The 15,712-nt window shown below is 61.5% G+C and carries 16 protein-coding genes and 1 pseudogene; 10 read left to right on the forward strand and 7 right to left on the reverse strand.

The window, feature by feature from the left end:
• Positions 1–103 precede the first annotated feature (103 nt).
• From MMW58_RS25090 to opgB, 6 genes are all read left to right on the forward strand, one after another.
• Entirely contained in the window at positions 104–880 is a 777-nt protein-coding gene (locus MMW58_RS25090; RefSeq protein ID WP_241722324.1) for a threonine/serine exporter family protein, read from the forward strand.
• Complete coding sequence (locus MMW58_RS25095; RefSeq protein WP_041143930.1) at positions 871–1,344, forward strand: threonine/serine exporter; 474 nt, start codon at positions 871–873, stop codon at positions 1,342–1,344. The genes MMW58_RS25090 and MMW58_RS25095 overlap by 10 nt, the downstream gene beginning before the upstream one ends.
• A 106-nt stretch (positions 1,345–1,450) precedes the next feature.
• Positions 1,451–1,990, forward strand: coding sequence for a primosomal protein DnaT (gene dnaT, locus MMW58_RS25100; protein WP_133600737.1), 540 nt, complete (start codon positions 1,451–1,453; stop codon positions 1,988–1,990).
• Between the two features lie 2 nt (positions 1,991–1,992).
• On the forward strand, positions 1,993–2,730 hold the full coding sequence (gene dnaC / locus MMW58_RS25105; protein WP_095103971.1) for a DNA replication protein DnaC: 738 nt from the start codon (positions 1,993–1,995) through the stop codon (positions 2,728–2,730).
• 66 nt (positions 2,731–2,796) lie between these two features.
• Positions 2,797–3,291: a YjjA family protein gene (locus tag MMW58_RS25110; RefSeq protein WP_133600739.1), complete on the forward strand. Its 495-nt coding sequence runs from the start codon at positions 2,797–2,799 to the stop codon at positions 3,289–3,291.
• Positions 3,292–3,548: 257 nt separating this feature from the next.
• Positions 3,549–5,840 (forward strand): phosphatidylglycerol--membrane-oligosaccharide glycerophosphotransferase, encoded by a 2,292-nt coding sequence (gene opgB / locus MMW58_RS25115; RefSeq protein WP_133600740.1) that lies wholly within the window; start codon positions 3,549–3,551, stop codon positions 5,838–5,840.
• Between the two features lie 62 nt (positions 5,841–5,902).
• Here the strand turns inward: opgB and MMW58_RS25120 are convergent, their stop codons facing one another.
• Positions 5,903–6,739, reverse strand: coding sequence for a GNAT family N-acetyltransferase (locus tag MMW58_RS25120; protein ID WP_241722325.1), 837 nt, complete (start codon positions 6,737–6,739; stop codon positions 5,903–5,905).
• 31 nt (positions 6,740–6,770) lie between these two features.
• On the opposite strand from MMW58_RS25120, the gene MMW58_RS25125 reads away from it, so the two are divergent.
• Both MMW58_RS25125 and MMW58_RS25130 read left to right on the forward strand, forming a co-directional pair.
• Positions 6,771–7,304, forward strand: coding sequence for a GNAT family N-acetyltransferase (locus MMW58_RS25125; protein ID WP_241722326.1), 534 nt, complete (start codon positions 6,771–6,773; stop codon positions 7,302–7,304).
• An 82-nt stretch (positions 7,305–7,386) separates the two neighbouring features.
• Positions 7,387–8,250: a MurR/RpiR family transcriptional regulator gene (locus tag MMW58_RS25130; protein ID WP_045860118.1), complete on the forward strand. Its 864-nt coding sequence runs from the start codon at positions 7,387–7,389 to the stop codon at positions 8,248–8,250.
• Here the strand turns inward: MMW58_RS25130 and MMW58_RS25135 are convergent.
• The 5 genes from MMW58_RS25135 to MMW58_RS25155 all read right to left on the reverse strand — a co-directional run bounded on the left by MMW58_RS25135 (position 8,239) and on the right by MMW58_RS25155 (position 13,217).
• Positions 8,239–8,847, reverse strand: coding sequence for a 2-dehydro-3-deoxy-6-phosphogalactonate aldolase (locus tag MMW58_RS25135; protein ID WP_241722327.1), 609 nt, complete (start codon positions 8,845–8,847; stop codon positions 8,239–8,241). The genes MMW58_RS25130 and MMW58_RS25135 overlap by 12 nt on opposite strands.
• Entirely contained in the window at positions 8,834–9,703 is an 870-nt protein-coding gene (locus MMW58_RS25140; protein ID WP_241722328.1) for a 2-dehydro-3-deoxygalactonokinase, read from the reverse strand. Before MMW58_RS25140 ends, MMW58_RS25135 begins: the two co-directional genes overlap by 14 nt.
• 10 nt (positions 9,704–9,713) lie before the next feature.
• Positions 9,714–11,201 (reverse strand): sodium:solute symporter family protein, encoded by a 1,488-nt coding sequence (locus MMW58_RS25145; RefSeq protein WP_241722329.1) that lies wholly within the window; start codon positions 11,199–11,201, stop codon positions 9,714–9,716.
• A 173-nt stretch (positions 11,202–11,374) separates the two neighbouring features.
• Entirely contained in the window at positions 11,375–11,767 is a 393-nt protein-coding gene (locus tag MMW58_RS25150; RefSeq protein ID WP_045860126.1) for a RidA family protein, read from the reverse strand.
• A gap of 10 nt (positions 11,768–11,777) precedes the next feature.
• Positions 11,778–13,217 carry an N-acyl-D-amino-acid deacylase family protein gene (locus MMW58_RS25155; RefSeq protein WP_241722330.1) on the reverse strand — a complete coding sequence of 480 codons (1,440 nt, stop codon included), beginning with the start codon at positions 13,215–13,217 and terminating at the stop codon, positions 11,778–11,780.
• Between MMW58_RS25155 and MMW58_RS25160 the strand changes: the two are divergent.
• Both MMW58_RS25160 and MMW58_RS25165 read left to right on the forward strand, forming a co-directional pair.
• Positions 13,180–13,339 (forward strand): annotated as a pseudogene (locus MMW58_RS25160) (hypothetical protein). The gene MMW58_RS25155 and the pseudogene MMW58_RS25160 overlap by 38 nt on opposite strands.
• 79 nt (positions 13,340–13,418) lie before the next feature.
• A complete protein-coding gene (locus MMW58_RS25165) occupies positions 13,419–14,639 on the forward strand; it encodes an amino acid deaminase (RefSeq protein ID WP_241722331.1) in 1,221 nt (406 codons plus the stop codon).
• Positions 14,640–14,700: 61 nt separating this feature from the next.
• On the opposite strand, the gene MMW58_RS25170 is transcribed toward MMW58_RS25165, so the two are convergent.
• On the reverse strand, positions 14,701–15,711 hold the full coding sequence (locus tag MMW58_RS25170) for an Ldh family oxidoreductase (RefSeq protein WP_241722332.1): 1,011 nt from the start codon (positions 15,709–15,711) through the stop codon (positions 14,701–14,703).
• Between the last annotated feature and the right edge of the window lies 1 nt (position 15,712).

Raw genomic sequence — 15,712 nt, forward strand, 5'->3', positions numbered from 1 at the left:
TTTTTGCACATTGTTTGATCCCGACCCCCTCAGGCAAAGCGAGAGTTCAGGTTAAAGTAGCGACGGACACTACGGCATCGGGCGTTACTGACGGCAGGTATTTATGCAAGCAGATCGGACAGTTCAGCGCGCAATTACGCGATTGTGCATTCAGTGTGGTCTTTTCTTACTGCAACACGGGGCGGAGAGCGCGCTGGTTGAGGAGCTTTCTACTCGCCTGGGGCGGGCGTTAGGCATGGACAGCGTCGAGAGCGCCATTTCATCGAATGCGATTGTCCTCACCACCATCAAAGACGGCGAATGCCTGACCTCGACGCGCAAGAATACCGATCGCGGTATTAATATGCACGTGGTGACCGAAGTGCAGCATATTGTGATCCTTGCCGAGCATAAGCTGCTGGATTATAAAGATGTGGAAAAGCGTTTCACCCAGATAAAACCGCTGCGCTACCCGCGCTGGCTGCTGGTGCTGATGGTCGGGCTCTCCTGCGCGTGCTTCTGCAAATTAAACAACGGCGGCTGGGACGGGGCGCTGGTCACCTTCTGCGCCAGCACTATCGCCATGTATATCCGCCAGCTGCTGACCCACCGCTCGATGCATCCGCAGATTAACTTTTGCATTACCGCCTTTGTGGCCACCACTATCTCCGGGCTGATGCTACGCTTGCCGACGTTTGCCAGCACGTCCACCGTCGCGATGGCCGCCAGCGTGCTGCTGCTGGTGCCCGGCTTTCCGCTGATCAACGCCGTGGCGGATATGTTCAAAGGACATATCAACACCGGCCTTGCGCGCTGGGCGCTCGCCAGCCTGCTGACCCTTGCTACCTGCATTGGCGTGGTGATGGCGATGACCATGTGGGGGCTGCGCGGATGGGCATAATCACATATCTGTTTGCGCTGGCTCAGGACATGGCGCTGGCGGCCATCCCTGCCGTTGGCTTCGCGATGGTCTTTAACGTCCCGCAGCGGGCGCTGCGCTGGTGCGCGCTGCTGGGCGCCATTGGCCACGGTTCACGAATGGTGATGATGACGGCGGGCTTTAACATCGAGTGGGCCACCTTCCTTGCCGCCCTGCTGATTGGCTGTATCGGCATTCAGTGGTCGCGCTGGTACCTGGCCCACCCGAAGATCTTTACCGTTGCCGCGGTGATCCCGATGTTCCCCGGCATATCCGCCTATACGGCGATGATCTCGGCGGTCAAAATCAGTCATTTTGGTTATTCTGAAGAGATGATGATTATGCTGTTAAGCAACTTTTTAAAGGCATCGTCTATCGTGGGTGCGCTCTCTATCGGCCTTTCTATTCCTGGCCTGTGGCTGTACCGCAAGCGTCCGCGGGTATAGCAAGCCGCGCCGCCGGGATGGGTCAGCCGCTCCATCCCGGCCGGGCGCTGTGCTACTATGTGTGCTATTCCCCCTCTCTATCGTTGTTCAGAGTTGAGATAGTGTTATGTCTTCGCGAATTTTAACTACCGATTTTAGCGGCCTGGATGATTTCATTCAGGATCCTGCGGCCATTCTCGCAAAATCGGCCGGCGGTGCCGTTGCCGTTTTTGCCAACAATGCTCCCGCCTTCTACGCGCTGACGCCGGAACGTCTGGCCCAGCTGCTTGAGCTGGAGAGTAAGCTGGCACGCCCCGGCAGCGATATCGCGCTTGATACGCAGTTCTTTGACGAGCCGACCGCCGCGCCGGCCGCGATCCCTATGGGCAAATTCGCCATGTACGCCGACTGGCAGCCGGACGCCGATTTTCAGCGCCTCGCGGCGCTGTGGGGGATCGCCCTCAGCCAGCCGGTGACGCCGGAAGAGCTGGCGGCATTCGTTGCCTACTGGCAGGCGGAAGGCAAAGTCTTTCATCACGTGCAGTGGCAGCAGAAGCTGGCGCGTAGCGTGCAAATCGGTCGTGCCGGCAACGGCGGCCAGCCGCGTCGTGATGTGAATACGGTCAGCGAGCCGGATAACCATATTCCACGAGGGTTCCGAGGATGAGCATGAAAAACGTTGGCGAGCTGATGAAGCGCCTGCAAAAAATGATGCCTGCTCATATCGAACCGGCGTTTAAAACCGGCGAAGAGCTGCTGGCGTGGCAGAAAGAGCAGGGCAAGCTGCGTTCTGAAGCCCTCGAGCGGGAGAACCGGGCGATGAAAATGCAGCGGACGTTTAACCGCTCCGGCATCCGCCCGCTGCACCAGAACTGCTCGTTTGAGAACTACCGGGTAGAGTGCGAAGGCCAGATGAACGCGCTCTCCAGAGCGCGCCAGTACGTTGAAGAGTTCGACGGCAACATCGCCAGCTTTATCTTTTCCGGCAAGCCCGGCACCGGTAAAAACCACCTTGCGGCCGCCATTTGTAACGAGCTGCTGCTGCGCGGTAAATCGGTGCTGATCATTACCGTCGCCGACATCATGTCGGCAATGAAGGATACCTTCGGCAACCGGGAGATCAGCGAGGAGCAGCTGCTGAACGATCTCAGCCGGGTCGATCTGCTGGTGATCGATGAGATCGGCATGCAAACCGAATCGCGCTATGAAAAGGTGATCATCAATCAGATCGTCGATCGCCGCTCCTCATCAAAGCGCCCGACCGGGATGTTAACCAACAGCAATATGGATGAGATGAACAAACTGCTCGGCGAGCGCGTGATGGACCGCATGCGCCTCGGCAACAGCCTGTGGGTGATTTTCAACTGGGATAGCTATCGTCACCGGGTTACCGGCAAAGAGTATTAAGATATTTCCGATCTCAGGCGGCGTTATACTCGAGAAATTCTTATATAACGACGAAGAGTACCGTTTATGAAATCTGCTAAATCCCTGTTCCGCTGCAGCATCGCTGCCGCAGCATTTCTTGTCACCGGCGCGCAGGCTGCCTCGTGGCAGGACTCTCTCTCCAGCGCCGCCAGCGAGCTCAGCAGCCAAAGCGGCTCGCAGCAAAGCGGCGCGCTGTCGATGTCCTCGCTGACCGGCCTGCTGAACGGCGGGAGCCAGTCGCTGACCGCCAGCAGCATGAATAATGCCGCCGGCATTATGTCGTACTGCGCGAAGCAGAAGCTCTCCTCGGTGACCAACACCGAAAACGTCAAAAACCAGGTGCTGGATAAGCTCGGCCTCGGCACTCCGGAAAAACAGAAAGAGGACACCGGCTATCTTGAAGGTTTACAGGGTCTGCTGAACAGCAATAACGGCCAGCAGCTTAACCTGAGCACCCTCGGCAGCAGCCCGCTGGCGGAAAAAGTCAAAACGCAGGCCTGCGATCTGGTTCTCAAACAGGGCGCGAAATTCCTCTCCTGATCCTCTCCCCAGATGCCGCGTTTGGCGCCTTTGCCTGGCCAACGCGGCCGCAGCCCCATTTTTTAACATTGATGGTCTCATTTTCCCCCGTCGGGAAGGATGAGACGTCGCTCAAAAATACCGATTTATAAACCAATTCTGAACCACAGCACAGTTTCATGACTCTACAATTGCAGCAATATGGCGCTGCCATTACAGTATATCGTGGAAAGTGATCTATTCGGCTAGCGGTCAGCTGGCGCTAATGAGGGTAAGCTGTGTCAGAGTTGTTATCCATCGCCCTGTTTCTCACCTCGGTGGTGATTTATGCCTTGAAGGCCGGTCGCAATACCTGGTGGTTTGCCGCTACGCTAACGGTGCTGGGCCTGTTTGTGGTCCTCAACATCACCCTCTACGCCAGCGATTATTTCACCGGCGACGGCATTAATGACGCGGTGCTTTATACCCTGACCAACAGCCTGACCGGCGCGGGCGTCGGCAAATATATCCTTCCCGGCGCCGGGATTGTCGTGGCGCTGGTGAGCGTTTTCAGCGCCCTGGGCTGGATACTCCGTCGACGCCGTCATCATCCTCACCACTTCGGCTATAGCCTGCTGGCGCTGGTTCTCGCGCTGGCCTCCGTTGACGCCAGCCCGGCGTTCCGCCAGATTAGCGAGCTGGTGAAATCCCAGTCCCGCGACGGCGATCCGGATTTTGTCGCCTACTATAAAGAGCCGTCGAAAAGCATCGCTAACCCCCAGCTCAACCTGGTCTATATCTACGGCGAAAGCCTTGAGCGCACCTATTTTGATAACGAGGCGTTTCCCAACCTGACGCCCGAGCTCGGCAAACTGAAAAGCGAAGGCCTCGATTTCAGCAACACCGTGCAGCTGCCGGGTACCGACTACACTATCGCCGGGATGGTCGCCTCGCAGTGCGGTATTCCGCTATTTGCGCCGTTTGAAGGCAACGCCTCGGCCTCGGTCTCCAGCTTCTTCCCGCAGAATATCTGCCTCGGCGACATTCTGAAAAACTCCGGCTACGAAAACTATTTTGTGCAGGGCGCCAACCTGCGCTTCGCCGGAAAAGACGTGTTCCTGAAGTCCCACGGCTTCGATCACCTGTACGGCGCTGAAGAGCTGAAAACCACCGTTGCCGACCCCGCCTACCGCAACGACTGGGGCTTCTACGACGACACCGTGCTGGATGAAACCTGGAAAAAATTCGAACAGCTTTCGCAGTCCGGTAAACGCTTCTCGCTCTTTGCGCTGACGGTGGATACCCACCATCCTGACGGCTTTATTTCCCGCACCTGCCAGCGAAAAAGCTATGAAATGGGCGGTAAAAAGAACCTCTCCTTTAGCGCGGTAAGCTGCAGCCAGGAGCATATCGCGGCGCTTATCGAGAAGATCAAAGCCTCGCCCTATTTCAAAAACACGGTGATCGTGGTCTCTTCCGATCACCTGGCGATGAAAAACACCGCCTGGGAATACCTGAACAAGCAGGATCGCAGCAACCTGTTCTTTGTGCTGCGCGGCGACCAGCCGCAGCAGGATACGCTGGCGGTGAAGCGTAATACTATGGACAACGGCGCCACGGTGCTGGATATCCTCGGCGGCGATAACTACATCGGCCTCGGCCGCAGCAGCCTCTCCGGGCAGTCGCTTTCCGGCATCTTCCTCAATATGAAAGATAAGGTGCTGGCCTGGAAGCCTGACGTCATCCGCCTGTGGAACTTCCCGAAAGAGATGAAAAACTTCACCGTCGACGCGCAGAAGAGCATGGTCTCCTTCTCCGGCAGCCACTTCCGCCTGCCGCTGCTGCTGCGGGTCTCCGATAAACGCGTCGAGCCGCTGCCGGAGAGCGAATACTCCGCGCCGCTGCGCTATCAGCTGGCCGATTTTGCCCCGCGCGATAACTTTGTCTGGATCGACCGCTGCTACAAGATGGGCCAGCTGTGGTCCAGCGAGCTGGCGCTCTCTACCGACTGGTGCGTATCGCAGGGCCAGCTCGGCGGCGAGCAGACCGTCCAGCGCGTCGATAAGGCCCAGTGGCAGGGGAAAACGGCGTTTAAAGATACCCTTATCGATATGGAGCGCTACAAAGGCAACGTCGACACGCTGAAAATTGTCGATAACGATATTCGCTACAAGGCCGACAGCTTCGTGTTTAACGTCGCCGGCGCGCCGGAGGAGGTAAAGCAGTTTAGCGGCATCTCCCGGCCGGAATCCTGGGGCCGCTGGTCCAACGCGCAGCTGGGTAGCGAAGTCAAAATCGAGTTTAAGAACCCGCTGCCGGAGAAATTCGATCTGGTGATCACCGCCAAGGCCTACGGGCCCAACGCCAATAAGCCGATCCCGGTTCGCGTTGGGGATAGCGAACAGACGCTAACGCTGGCCAACGACGTATCCACCACCACGCTGCATTTCGACAACCCGTCGCGCAGCGATACGCTGATTATCGTTCCGCCGGACCCGCAGTCCACCAACGAAGGCAATATTCTCGGCCACGCGCCGCGCCAGCTGGGAATTGGCATGGTGGATATAAAAATCGTCAAGCGCGAAGGCTAAACCCGCTCGTCCGGCTCTCTGAGGGCCGGACGCCGCGACGCAAAACCGCCCGATCCCCTATCTTACCGCCCGGCAGAAGCCGCGGCGGGGAACTCCACGCTCATTTCATACTGCTGCAGCGCCAGGGCCGCATACCCCGCCGCGCTGAACAGCGGCGTAAACGACTGCGGAACGCTGACCGAGGTGCCAAGACCGGGGAACTGCCGGGCAAGGGCAATAAGCAGCTCGCGCGCCAGGCCGCGGCTGCGGGCGGCAGGTTCGACCCACAGCAGCTGGAGCTGCGGCTTCGCGGTGAGCGTCGCCAGCACCGCGAACGCCTGCTGATTAAGCGTCAACGCGCGGCACGGCAGCGTATTGAAGGTCACTGGGTCCATCAGCCACGGCAGCCGACCGTTAATTTCCGCCCCCGCCCTGCGCGTCAGCGCCAGCACATCGCACTGCTCCAGCACCGGCGCGCTCTCGCCCTCCGGCCGCGAGCTCAGATAGCCGCAAAGCCCGTGACGAACGCGAAAGCCCAGCGATTGATACAGCGCGACCGCGGCATGATTATCGCGAATCACCTCCAGCCACATCCGCCGCACGCCCTGGGCCTGTAGTGAGGCCATCAGCGATACCATCAGCGAGCGGCCGGTTCCTTTTCCCCGCCAGGCCGGCCGCACGGCAAACGCCGCCAGCCTGGCCGCATCGCCGCGACGGGTGATAATGGCGATTGCCGCCGGCGTGTCCCCCGCCAGCCAGACGCAAGAATCCAGCAGGCTCAGCCCTTCAGAGCTGAAGCGCTGCACAAACACCTCTACCGACAGCGCAACGGGTACCAGATAATCTTCGAAGCAGTCGCTGAGGATCGTCGTCAGCTGTTCGCTGCTAAAGCAGGTGGCGGGGACGGCGGTCAACTCCATACGTTTCTCCCAAAAGTGCTATGCTGAAGCGATGAAAACTAACACTATAACTGCCGAAGTGACATTGCGCCTGACCGGGGAGAGCGATATTCCCCGGCTGCCCGCTATCGAGCGATCGGCGGCGCAGGCTTTTCGTCAGATCCCCGCTCTCGCCTGGCTGGCAGACAGCGCGGCCATCAGCGCCCGGGAGCATTATCAGTATCTCGAAACGGACCACAGCCTGCTGGCCATCGGCGGCGGCGAGCCCGTTGGCTTTCTGCTGAGCGAGCCGCTCGATGATGCGCTGTTTATCGTGGAGATCGCCGTCCATCAGCAGTGGCAGGGGCGCGGCATTGGCCGGATGATGCTGACGCGGGTCGCCGACACCGCCCGCAGCATGGGCTATCCGGCGCTGACGCTTACCACCTTCCGCGAAGTTCCGTGGAACGCCCCGTTCTACACCCGCCTGGGATTCTGCATGCTCGATGAGCAGCACCTGCCGTCCGGGCTGGCGGCTAAAAGGGAGCGGGAAACAAGCCACGGCCTGCTGCCGGAGACCCGCTGCACCATGCGCCTGGCGCTGTAGCCCACATTGCCGCTCCGGCGCTGCTTTTTCCACCCTGAATATGGTACAAAGTATCATTACACATTTAGCGACTGATACCCGTATGGCCTACTCGATTGATATCATCTCCTGCATCACCGATCGCTTTCTCGAGCTGACCGTTACCGAAAAGCGGATTGCCCAGTTTATTCTCGACGACGTCGCCGCCGCGGCCGAGCTGCCGATTGCCGAAATTGCCCGCCTGACCAGCACCAGCCAGGCCTCCGTCACCCGCTTTGCGCGGGCGCTGGGGTGCAAGGACGTCCGCGAGCTGAAAATGAAGCTCGCGCAGTCGCTGGCGGTCGGGCAGCGCTTTATCCTGGATGTCCCGGACCTTGAGGGCGTACAGGGGATCTACGAGTCAATTATTGGCGTCCTGGAGACCAACCGCCGGGCGCTGGATATTAACGCGCTGAAGCGCGCCGTCTCCTGGCTTAGCGATGCCCGGCAAATACTGGCGCTCGGCATGGGCGGCGGCTCGACCATCTGCGCGCAGGAGATCCAGTATCGCCTGTTTCGCCTCGGCCTGCCGGTCGTCAGCCAGAACGACGGCCTGCTGGTACGCATGATGAGCTCGGCGGTGACGCCGAAGGACGTGGTCATCGTGCTGTCGCTGGGGGGCTATACCAAAGAGATTATTGAAAGCGCGGCAATCGCCAGACAGTACGGGGCGAAGGTGATTGCCATCGCTCCGGCGGGTACGCCGCTGGCGGAGCAGGCGGATCTGCTGCTGCCGCTGCTGGTGCGCGAAAACGACTATATTTTCAAACCCAGCACCTCGCGCTACGCCATGCTGGCGATGGTCGACGTGTTAGCCACCGAGCTGGCGATGGCCAACAAGCCGCAGGCCAAAGACCGCCTGCGGCGCATCAAGCTGGCGCTCGACAGCCACCGCGGCGGCGTCGACCGCCAGCCGCTAGGCGACTAGCTCCCGGCCGGCGGCAATAAAGCGATCCGCCTGCTCGCGGGTGCGCGCCGGCGACTGCCCGGCGCGGTAGAGATCGCTCCCCAGCCCCGCGCCGGCGCACCCGGCCCGCACCCAGGCGGCGAGGTTATCCGGCGTCACGCCCCCCACCGCCAGCACCGGCACCTCCGGGGGCAGCACCGCCTTCAGCGCCCGAATATAGTCCGGGCCGAACGCGGAGGAGGGAAAGATTTTCAGCCACTGCGCGCCGGCGTCCAGGGCGTTAAACGCCTCGGTCGCGGTAGCGCACCCGGCGCAGACCAGCATCCCCTGCGCCACCGCCCGGCGGATCACCGCCGGCTGGGTATTGGGCGTCACTACCAGCTTCGCCCCCGCCGCGGCAAGAAAATCCACCTGTTCGACGTTAAGTACCGTCCCCGCACCAATCACCGCCCGGTCGGCAAAGCGGCCTACCGTCTGCGGAATACTGTGCCGCCAGTCCGGTGAATTCAGCGGGATTTCAATATAGCGAAAACCGGCGCCAATCAGCGTCTCAACGTGTTCCGCCGCCTCTGCGGGGCCAATACCGCGCAAAATCGCGATCAGTTTAACTGCGTTCATCTATTATCCTCGCCATACCGCTCAAAAATGCCTCATCGCCGCTGCAGCTCTGCACGACCCGACCTTGCGCCGACATTGCCCGCTGGTAGCGGGCAGTCAGCGCCGGATCGCCCACCAGGGTGACGGCGGCGCTGCGGTAGCGATCGCCAAAGGCCGCCACCTCGGCACCAATCAGCAGCCCGGAGAGATAGTCGCTGACCGAAGCCGGCGCCAGCGCCCCCAGCAGCCGGGCGGCACGGGCGGTAAACAGCTCGCCCGCCAGCGGCGAGGCCATGCCTTTTTCCAGCCCCAGCTCAAAAGCGGCGTCGTCCGGCCGCTGCTCGGGAAGCTGCCTGCCAATCAGCGACTGGCTCAGCAGCAGATGATGCAGCTCGCCGGTCATGGCGGTGGAGAAATGCTGCACGACTCCGCGCTCTACCCGCACCCACTTACTGTGGGTGCCCGGCATGATGTAGCAATCGGCGGGGGCGATTTGCCCGGCGCCCAGCAGCTGGGTCTCTTCACCGCGCATCACGCCGTAGTCCCCGGCCCGTTCGACCTTGAGACCGGGCACAATCCACACGTTTTCAGCGACGCTGAACAGCTGGCGGCCCGGCGCGTCGATGGCGACGGGGCAGGCCAGATACGGCACCGGGTACCAGCCGGCGTCGCTGCCGATCATCCCGGCCATCACCACCGGCAGCGCCCGATCGCCGCGCCAGGGCGCCAGGTGCTGGCGGAATATCTCCGCCGGCGCCTGCCCGTTAAGCCGGGAGATCCCCAACGGCAGCTGTTTCGTTTCAACGCACTCCCCGTCGCGTATCAGCCAGCCGCGCAGCTGGGTGGAGCCCCAGTCGACGGCAATATAGTCCTGCATCTGCGCCTCCTTAGCCCTGCGACGTATTGCGTTTGCCGATGGCCAGCGGCGGTGCCGACGGGGTGCTTTCCCGCTCGCGGGTAATCATCTCCAGCGCCTCTTCACGGCTCATGCTGCTCGCCGGCGTCAGCAGCGTGACGATCACCGAAGCCACCAGGCTGGTGAGCACCGACGGAATACACGGGTTGCCCCAGAACGCCAGCCAGTCGCTGTCCATCAGCACGGCGACCGATGCGCCGGCACCGCCGGCCAGCGCGGCGACCGCTCCCTGCCAGTTAAAGCGCGTCCAGAAGCGGCCGAGCATGGTGCAGATAAACATCCCGGACATAATCATCGAGATCATTTTGGTGATGTAGCTAATGATGTCGTTGGAGGTCAGGGCGAACACCAGCGCCAGGGCGATAACCAGCACGAGGAACATCCGCGACAGGCGAATCGCCCTCTCCGGCGCGGGCATATGGCCGGTCACCAGGGTGTAAAGGTCGCGCAGCATAATCGAGACGGCGGCAATGGCGTCAGAGCTGCCGGAGGACATGTTGGCCGACATCCCGGCGATCAGAATCGCCATCGCCAGCACCGGCGGCAGGACCTGGGTGGCAAACAGGAAGGCAAAGCCGCTGTTTTCGAGATTGGCGTTCATCGTCCACACCGCCATGCCGATAATCGCCGGCAGGAACGAAAAGCCGAGATAGAGCAGGCCGGTGATGGTGAACGACTGGCGCACGGAGGAGACGGTTTTTGCCGAGTAAATACGCTGGCGGTAGGACGGCGTTGCCAGAACCCCCACGCCAATCACCACCGCCAGAGAGAGCGCGGGAAGCACGCCGAGCTTATCGACGGCAAACAGGCTCTGGGCCGCCGGGTCAACCGCCTGCTGAATATGGCTCCAGCCGCCGACGTGATGGACCGCGAGGATCGCCATTAAAATAAAGCCGACGAACAGGACAATCGATTGAATGGTGTCGATCCACACCACCGCCGAATAGCCGCCGATGCCGACGTAAACCACAAAGGCCAGCGCAATAATAACTTTGGCGACGTTGATATCAATGCCGCTGGCCCACGCGAGGTACAGACCGCCGCCCAATATATGGGCACCGAGCCAGCCGATCGAGGCAATAAAAATAAGGATCGCCACCAGGTTTTTAATAATTTTGCTGCCGCCGGTGTAATACGACATCTCTTCGCTCATGGTCATAAAGCGAAATTTACGCACCGGGGCAAAGAGCCACGCCACCAGCAAAATGCCGACCGCGCCGCCGAGGCCGTACAGCATTCCCGCCCAGCCGTTGCTGTAGCCAAAGCCCACGGCGCCGACGCTGGAGCCGGTGCCGACCATGGTGCCGACCGTCGACCCCAGCGTCAGGAACATCGGCAGGGAGCGCCCGCCCAGCAGAAAGTCGTCGCCGTTCTTTTGCTTGCGCGAAACGTACCAGCCTAAGGCGATCATCGCGCAGGCATAAACGGAAAACCAAATCAGGAATGACATATTATTCATTGCTCACATCCAGGCGTAATAAATAATATTCGTACCGCTGAATATTATGAGTTAATAGTAACGATGCCGAAAAAAGGCAAAGCAATCCTGGTCGCGCCGGCCGATGTATTCGGCCTGGCGCTACTCTCACATTGTTATGGGCTGCTCCCCGGCCAGCGGCGGGGAGCTATTATTTACACGCGGGCAGCGTTATAGCAGGTCACATCCACTTCAACTTTGCAGTCCACCACCAGATCGGCCACGCAGCAGATCCGCGCCGGCGGATTATCGCCAAAGAACTCGCGGAACACTTTGTTGAAAGACTGGAAATAGCGCGAGTCGGTGAGGATCACCTTCACGTGCACCACGTCGGCAAGGGTATAGTCCGCTTCATTCATGATATCGACGCAGTTCTGAATCGCCAGCCGGGACTGATCGACAATGCCGCCCTCCACCACTTCGCCGTTTTTCATCGGCGTCTGGCCGGAGACATACAGCCAGCCGCCCGCTTCCACCGCGCGGGCAAACGGCAGATGCTGCCCGCCGGTGCCGGTTCCACCTTCCACGCCGTAACGTTTAATGCTCATATTCAACTCCTTAGTCCATCCGGCGGCGCAGGAAACGCCCCGCTCGCCCGGTAATTTTTTTATCGCTGCCGTAGCTCATGACGCCGTTGACCATCACCGCCTCAATGCCGTCCGCCGGCTGCTTGGGATCGGAGAAGCTGGCCACGTCGCGCACCGTCTGTGGGTCAAACAGTACCAGATCGGCAAAGTAACCGATTTTCACCAGCCCACGTTCCGGCAGCTGGAAACGCGCCGCCGACAGCCCGGTCATTTTGTGAATGGCGGTGGTCAGCGGGAAAAGCTGCTCGTCGCGGCTGTAGTGCCCCAGCACCCGCGGGAAAGCGCCCCACAGCCGCGGATGCGGCATCGGATCGTTCGGCAGGCCGTCGGAGCCGATCATGGTCACCGGATAGCGCATCACCCGCCGCACGTCCTGTTCGTCCATGTTGTAGTAGATAGCGCCGGCCGGCATCAGCTGCGCCGCGGCGTCGTGCAGGCTCACCTGCCACTCGTCGGCGATCTGCCGGAGCGTTTTTCCCGCCTGTTCCGGCCGGGACTCGGACCAGGTGATCACGATGTCGAACTCGTCGGTCACCTGCTTCATATCCAGCGTCGAGGAGCTGGCGGAATAGGGATAGCAGTCGCAGGCGATCTCCTGGCGCTGGCGCATCTCGTCGAAGAAGGCCAGCGTCTCGCGCGTGCGCCCCCAGTTCTTCGCCCCGGCGCACTTGTGATGAGACACCACCACCGGAACGTTGCCGTGACGGCCGATGCGAAACGCTTCGTCGAGAGCCTCGAGGATAGGCTCAAATTCAGACCGCAGATGGGTGGTGTAGATCCCCTTCTCCGCCGCCAGCTCTTCCGCCAGCGTCATCACCTCTTCGGTGGTGGAGTGGAACGCGCTGGCGTAGGCCAGGCCGGTGCTCAGGCCCAGCGCCCCCTGGCGTAGAGCATCGCGCAGCTGGACGCGCATTCCGGCAATCTCCGTTTGTGTCGCCGGGCGGAACAGATCGTCCATATGGTTATTACGCAGCGCGGTATGGCCAATCAGCGTGCCGACGTTGAGCGACGGCCGGGCCGCTTCCACCGCGTGGGCATAGGCCTGCACGGTGGGATAGATAAAGTGCTCCTGCTCGCCCAGCAGGTTCATCGGATCGGGCACCGCGCCGCGCATGGTCGCCATTGCCGCGCTGATCCCGCAGTTGCCGACTATCACCGTCGTCACGCCCTGGCTGAGCTTGGGCAGATATTCCGGCATCCGGATAACGTTAATATCGTCATGGGTATGCACATCGATAAAGCCGGGTGCCAGCACGCGCCCCTGGCCTTCGATTTCGCGCTCTGCCGCCACCTGCAGCGCCGGAGCGATAGCCACAATACGATCGCCCTTCACCGCCACGTCGCCGCGATACTGCGGCCCGCCGCCGCCGTCAATGACCGTGACGTTCTTAAAAAGCCAGTCAACCTTCATAGCAATTACTCCCTTTCGACTATGCCGACAAGTTAACCATTTACACGGCGTAAAAACAGTGGAAAACTACGCAAAACCCAGATCGTTTTGTGATACTTTTATTCACAACGAATAATGATTAAGTATTAAAATAATATTTATCAAACAGTTATAACTGATACCCATTACAAATCCGAACGTAAAACCTGAAAGGATAGTGTTATGAAATACCACCACACAACGCTTGTCCCGCATAAATCAGCGCCGATGACATCGCCGGCAAACCTGCTGGCGGAAGAGGTCTGCCTGCCCGCCGCGCTGCTGAAAAAAAGCGCGCTGGAAAACAATATTGCCTGGATGCAGCGCTACGCCGACGCCCGCGGCGTCTCGCTGGCGCCGCACGGCAAAACGACGATGACGCCGTGGATTTTTCAGGCCCAGCAGCGGGCCGGCGCCTGGGGCATCGGGGTCGGCAGCGCCTGGCAGGCCGCCGCCGCGATGGCCAGCGGCGTTCAGCGCGTGTTGATGGTTAATCAGCTGGTCGGCAAGGCCAACATGCAGGCCGTTTCGCAGCTGAAAGCCCACTACCGCAGCGTCGATTTCATCTGCTGCATCGATAGCCTCGCTAATGCCCGCGCGCTGTCGGCCTTTTTTGCCGAACGCCGGCAAACCCTGGACGTGCTGATTGAGCTTGGGGTACCCGGTGGGCGCTGCGGCTGCCGAAGCGTAGAGGACGCGCTGGCGCTGGCGCAGGCCGCGGCGGAGCTGCCGGGCCTGACGCTGCGCGGGCTGGAGCTGTATGAAGGGGTGCTGCACGGGGACGATCCGCAGCCGCAGGTTGAAGCGCTGCTGCGCCAGGCCGCCGACCTCGCCTGCCGGATGGAGCCGCTGGTTAACGGCGAGTTTATCCTCACCGGCGCGGGCACCGTGTGGTATGACGTGGTGTGCAACATCTGGCTGGCGACCAAAAAGCCGGCGCGCTGCCGGATTGCGATCCGCCCCGGCTGCTACATCACGCACGACAGGGGGATCTACGATGACGCTCAGCAGGCGCTGATCGCCCGGGATCCGATCGCCTGCGATCTGGCCGGCGATCTGACCTCAGCCCTCGAGCTGATGGCGATGGTGCAGTCGGTTCCGGAAGCGGATCGCGCGGTGGTTAACTTCGGCAAGCGCGACTGCGCTTTCGATGCCGGACTGCCGCAGCCTATCGCCCACTATCGCAACGGCGAGCCGCTGGCGCTGCGCGCGGAGGAGATCGTCAGCGTCGGGATCATGGATCAGCACTGCATGCTGCGCCTGGCGCCGGGCAGCGACGTGCAGGTTGGCGATATCCTGGTCTTCGGCACCTCGCATCCGTGTCTGACCTTCGACAAATGGAAGGCGCTGCTGCTGGTCGACGACGACTACAACCTGCTGGAAGAGCTGGATACCCTGTTCTGATTCAGCCCGGATGACGGCCCGCGCCCGGCGCAGCTAAGCGCCGGATCGCCGGATAAATCGCCTAACGCCGCAGGGCGACAATCTCCTCGTACAGCGAACGCCCGATCGTCACCCCCTGGCGTTCGCTGACCTGACGACGGTCGAAGCGGCGCTCGCCGGGAAGCCGGGCGCCCTGCGAGCGCATGGCGTCAAACAGCGTCTCCGCCCGCGCCAGGTGCTCGTCCGCCTGCGGCCCGAGAAAGCGCTGCGGATCGAGCGCCAGGATCAGCTCGCCGCCGTACGGTAGCCCGCCCGCGCCCTTATCCCACGCCAGCGACTCCGCGCTGGTCATATCGCCGATCAGCGGCCCGGCGATCAGCTCCACCATCGCCGCCAGCGCCGATCCCTTATGGCCGCCAAAGGTCAGCATCGCCCCGTCGAGAACGGCGGCGGCATCGGTGGTGGGCTCTCCTTCGGCGTCGATTCCCCAGCCTTCCGGCAAGGCCTTCCCGGCGCGCTGATGCAGCTGGATCTCACCGCGCGCCGCCACGCTGGTTGCCATATCAAAAATAAACGGCGGCCTGTCGCCGCGCGGCCAGCCAAAGGCGATAGGGTTGGTGCCGAAGAGCGGCCGGCTGCCGCCCGCCGGCGCGACCCACGCGTGGCCCGGCGTGCAGGCCAGCCCCACCAGCCCCGCCTCGGTGAGCGGCTCAACGTCGGCAAACAGGGCCGAGAAGTGCACGCAGCGGTTAATCGCCAGCGCGGCAATACCGCTGTGGCGCGCCTTAGCGCACAGCAGCGGCAGCGCGCGCTCAAAGGCCAGCAGCGAAAAGGCGCCGTTGGCGTCCGCCCGCACCACCGCCGGCGCGCGGTCGTCAATCTGCGGCTCGGCGTCAGGCGAAACCTTCCCCTTGCGCAGGGTATCGACGATCCCCAGCAGCCGCCACAGGCCGTGGGAAGCGCAGCCGTCGCGCTCCCCGGCGGTCACGTTACGCGCCACGGCCGCCGCGTGGCTCTCGCTGAAGCCATTATCGCTGAGCACCTCGCGGGAAAGCGCCTCAGCCTCTGGCAACGTCAGCGTTACCGTCTCCATA

The organism is Klebsiella sp. HC6 (assembly GCF_022605325.1).
GTDB lineage: Bacteria > Pseudomonadota > Gammaproteobacteria > Enterobacterales > Enterobacteriaceae > Klebsiella > Klebsiella terrigena.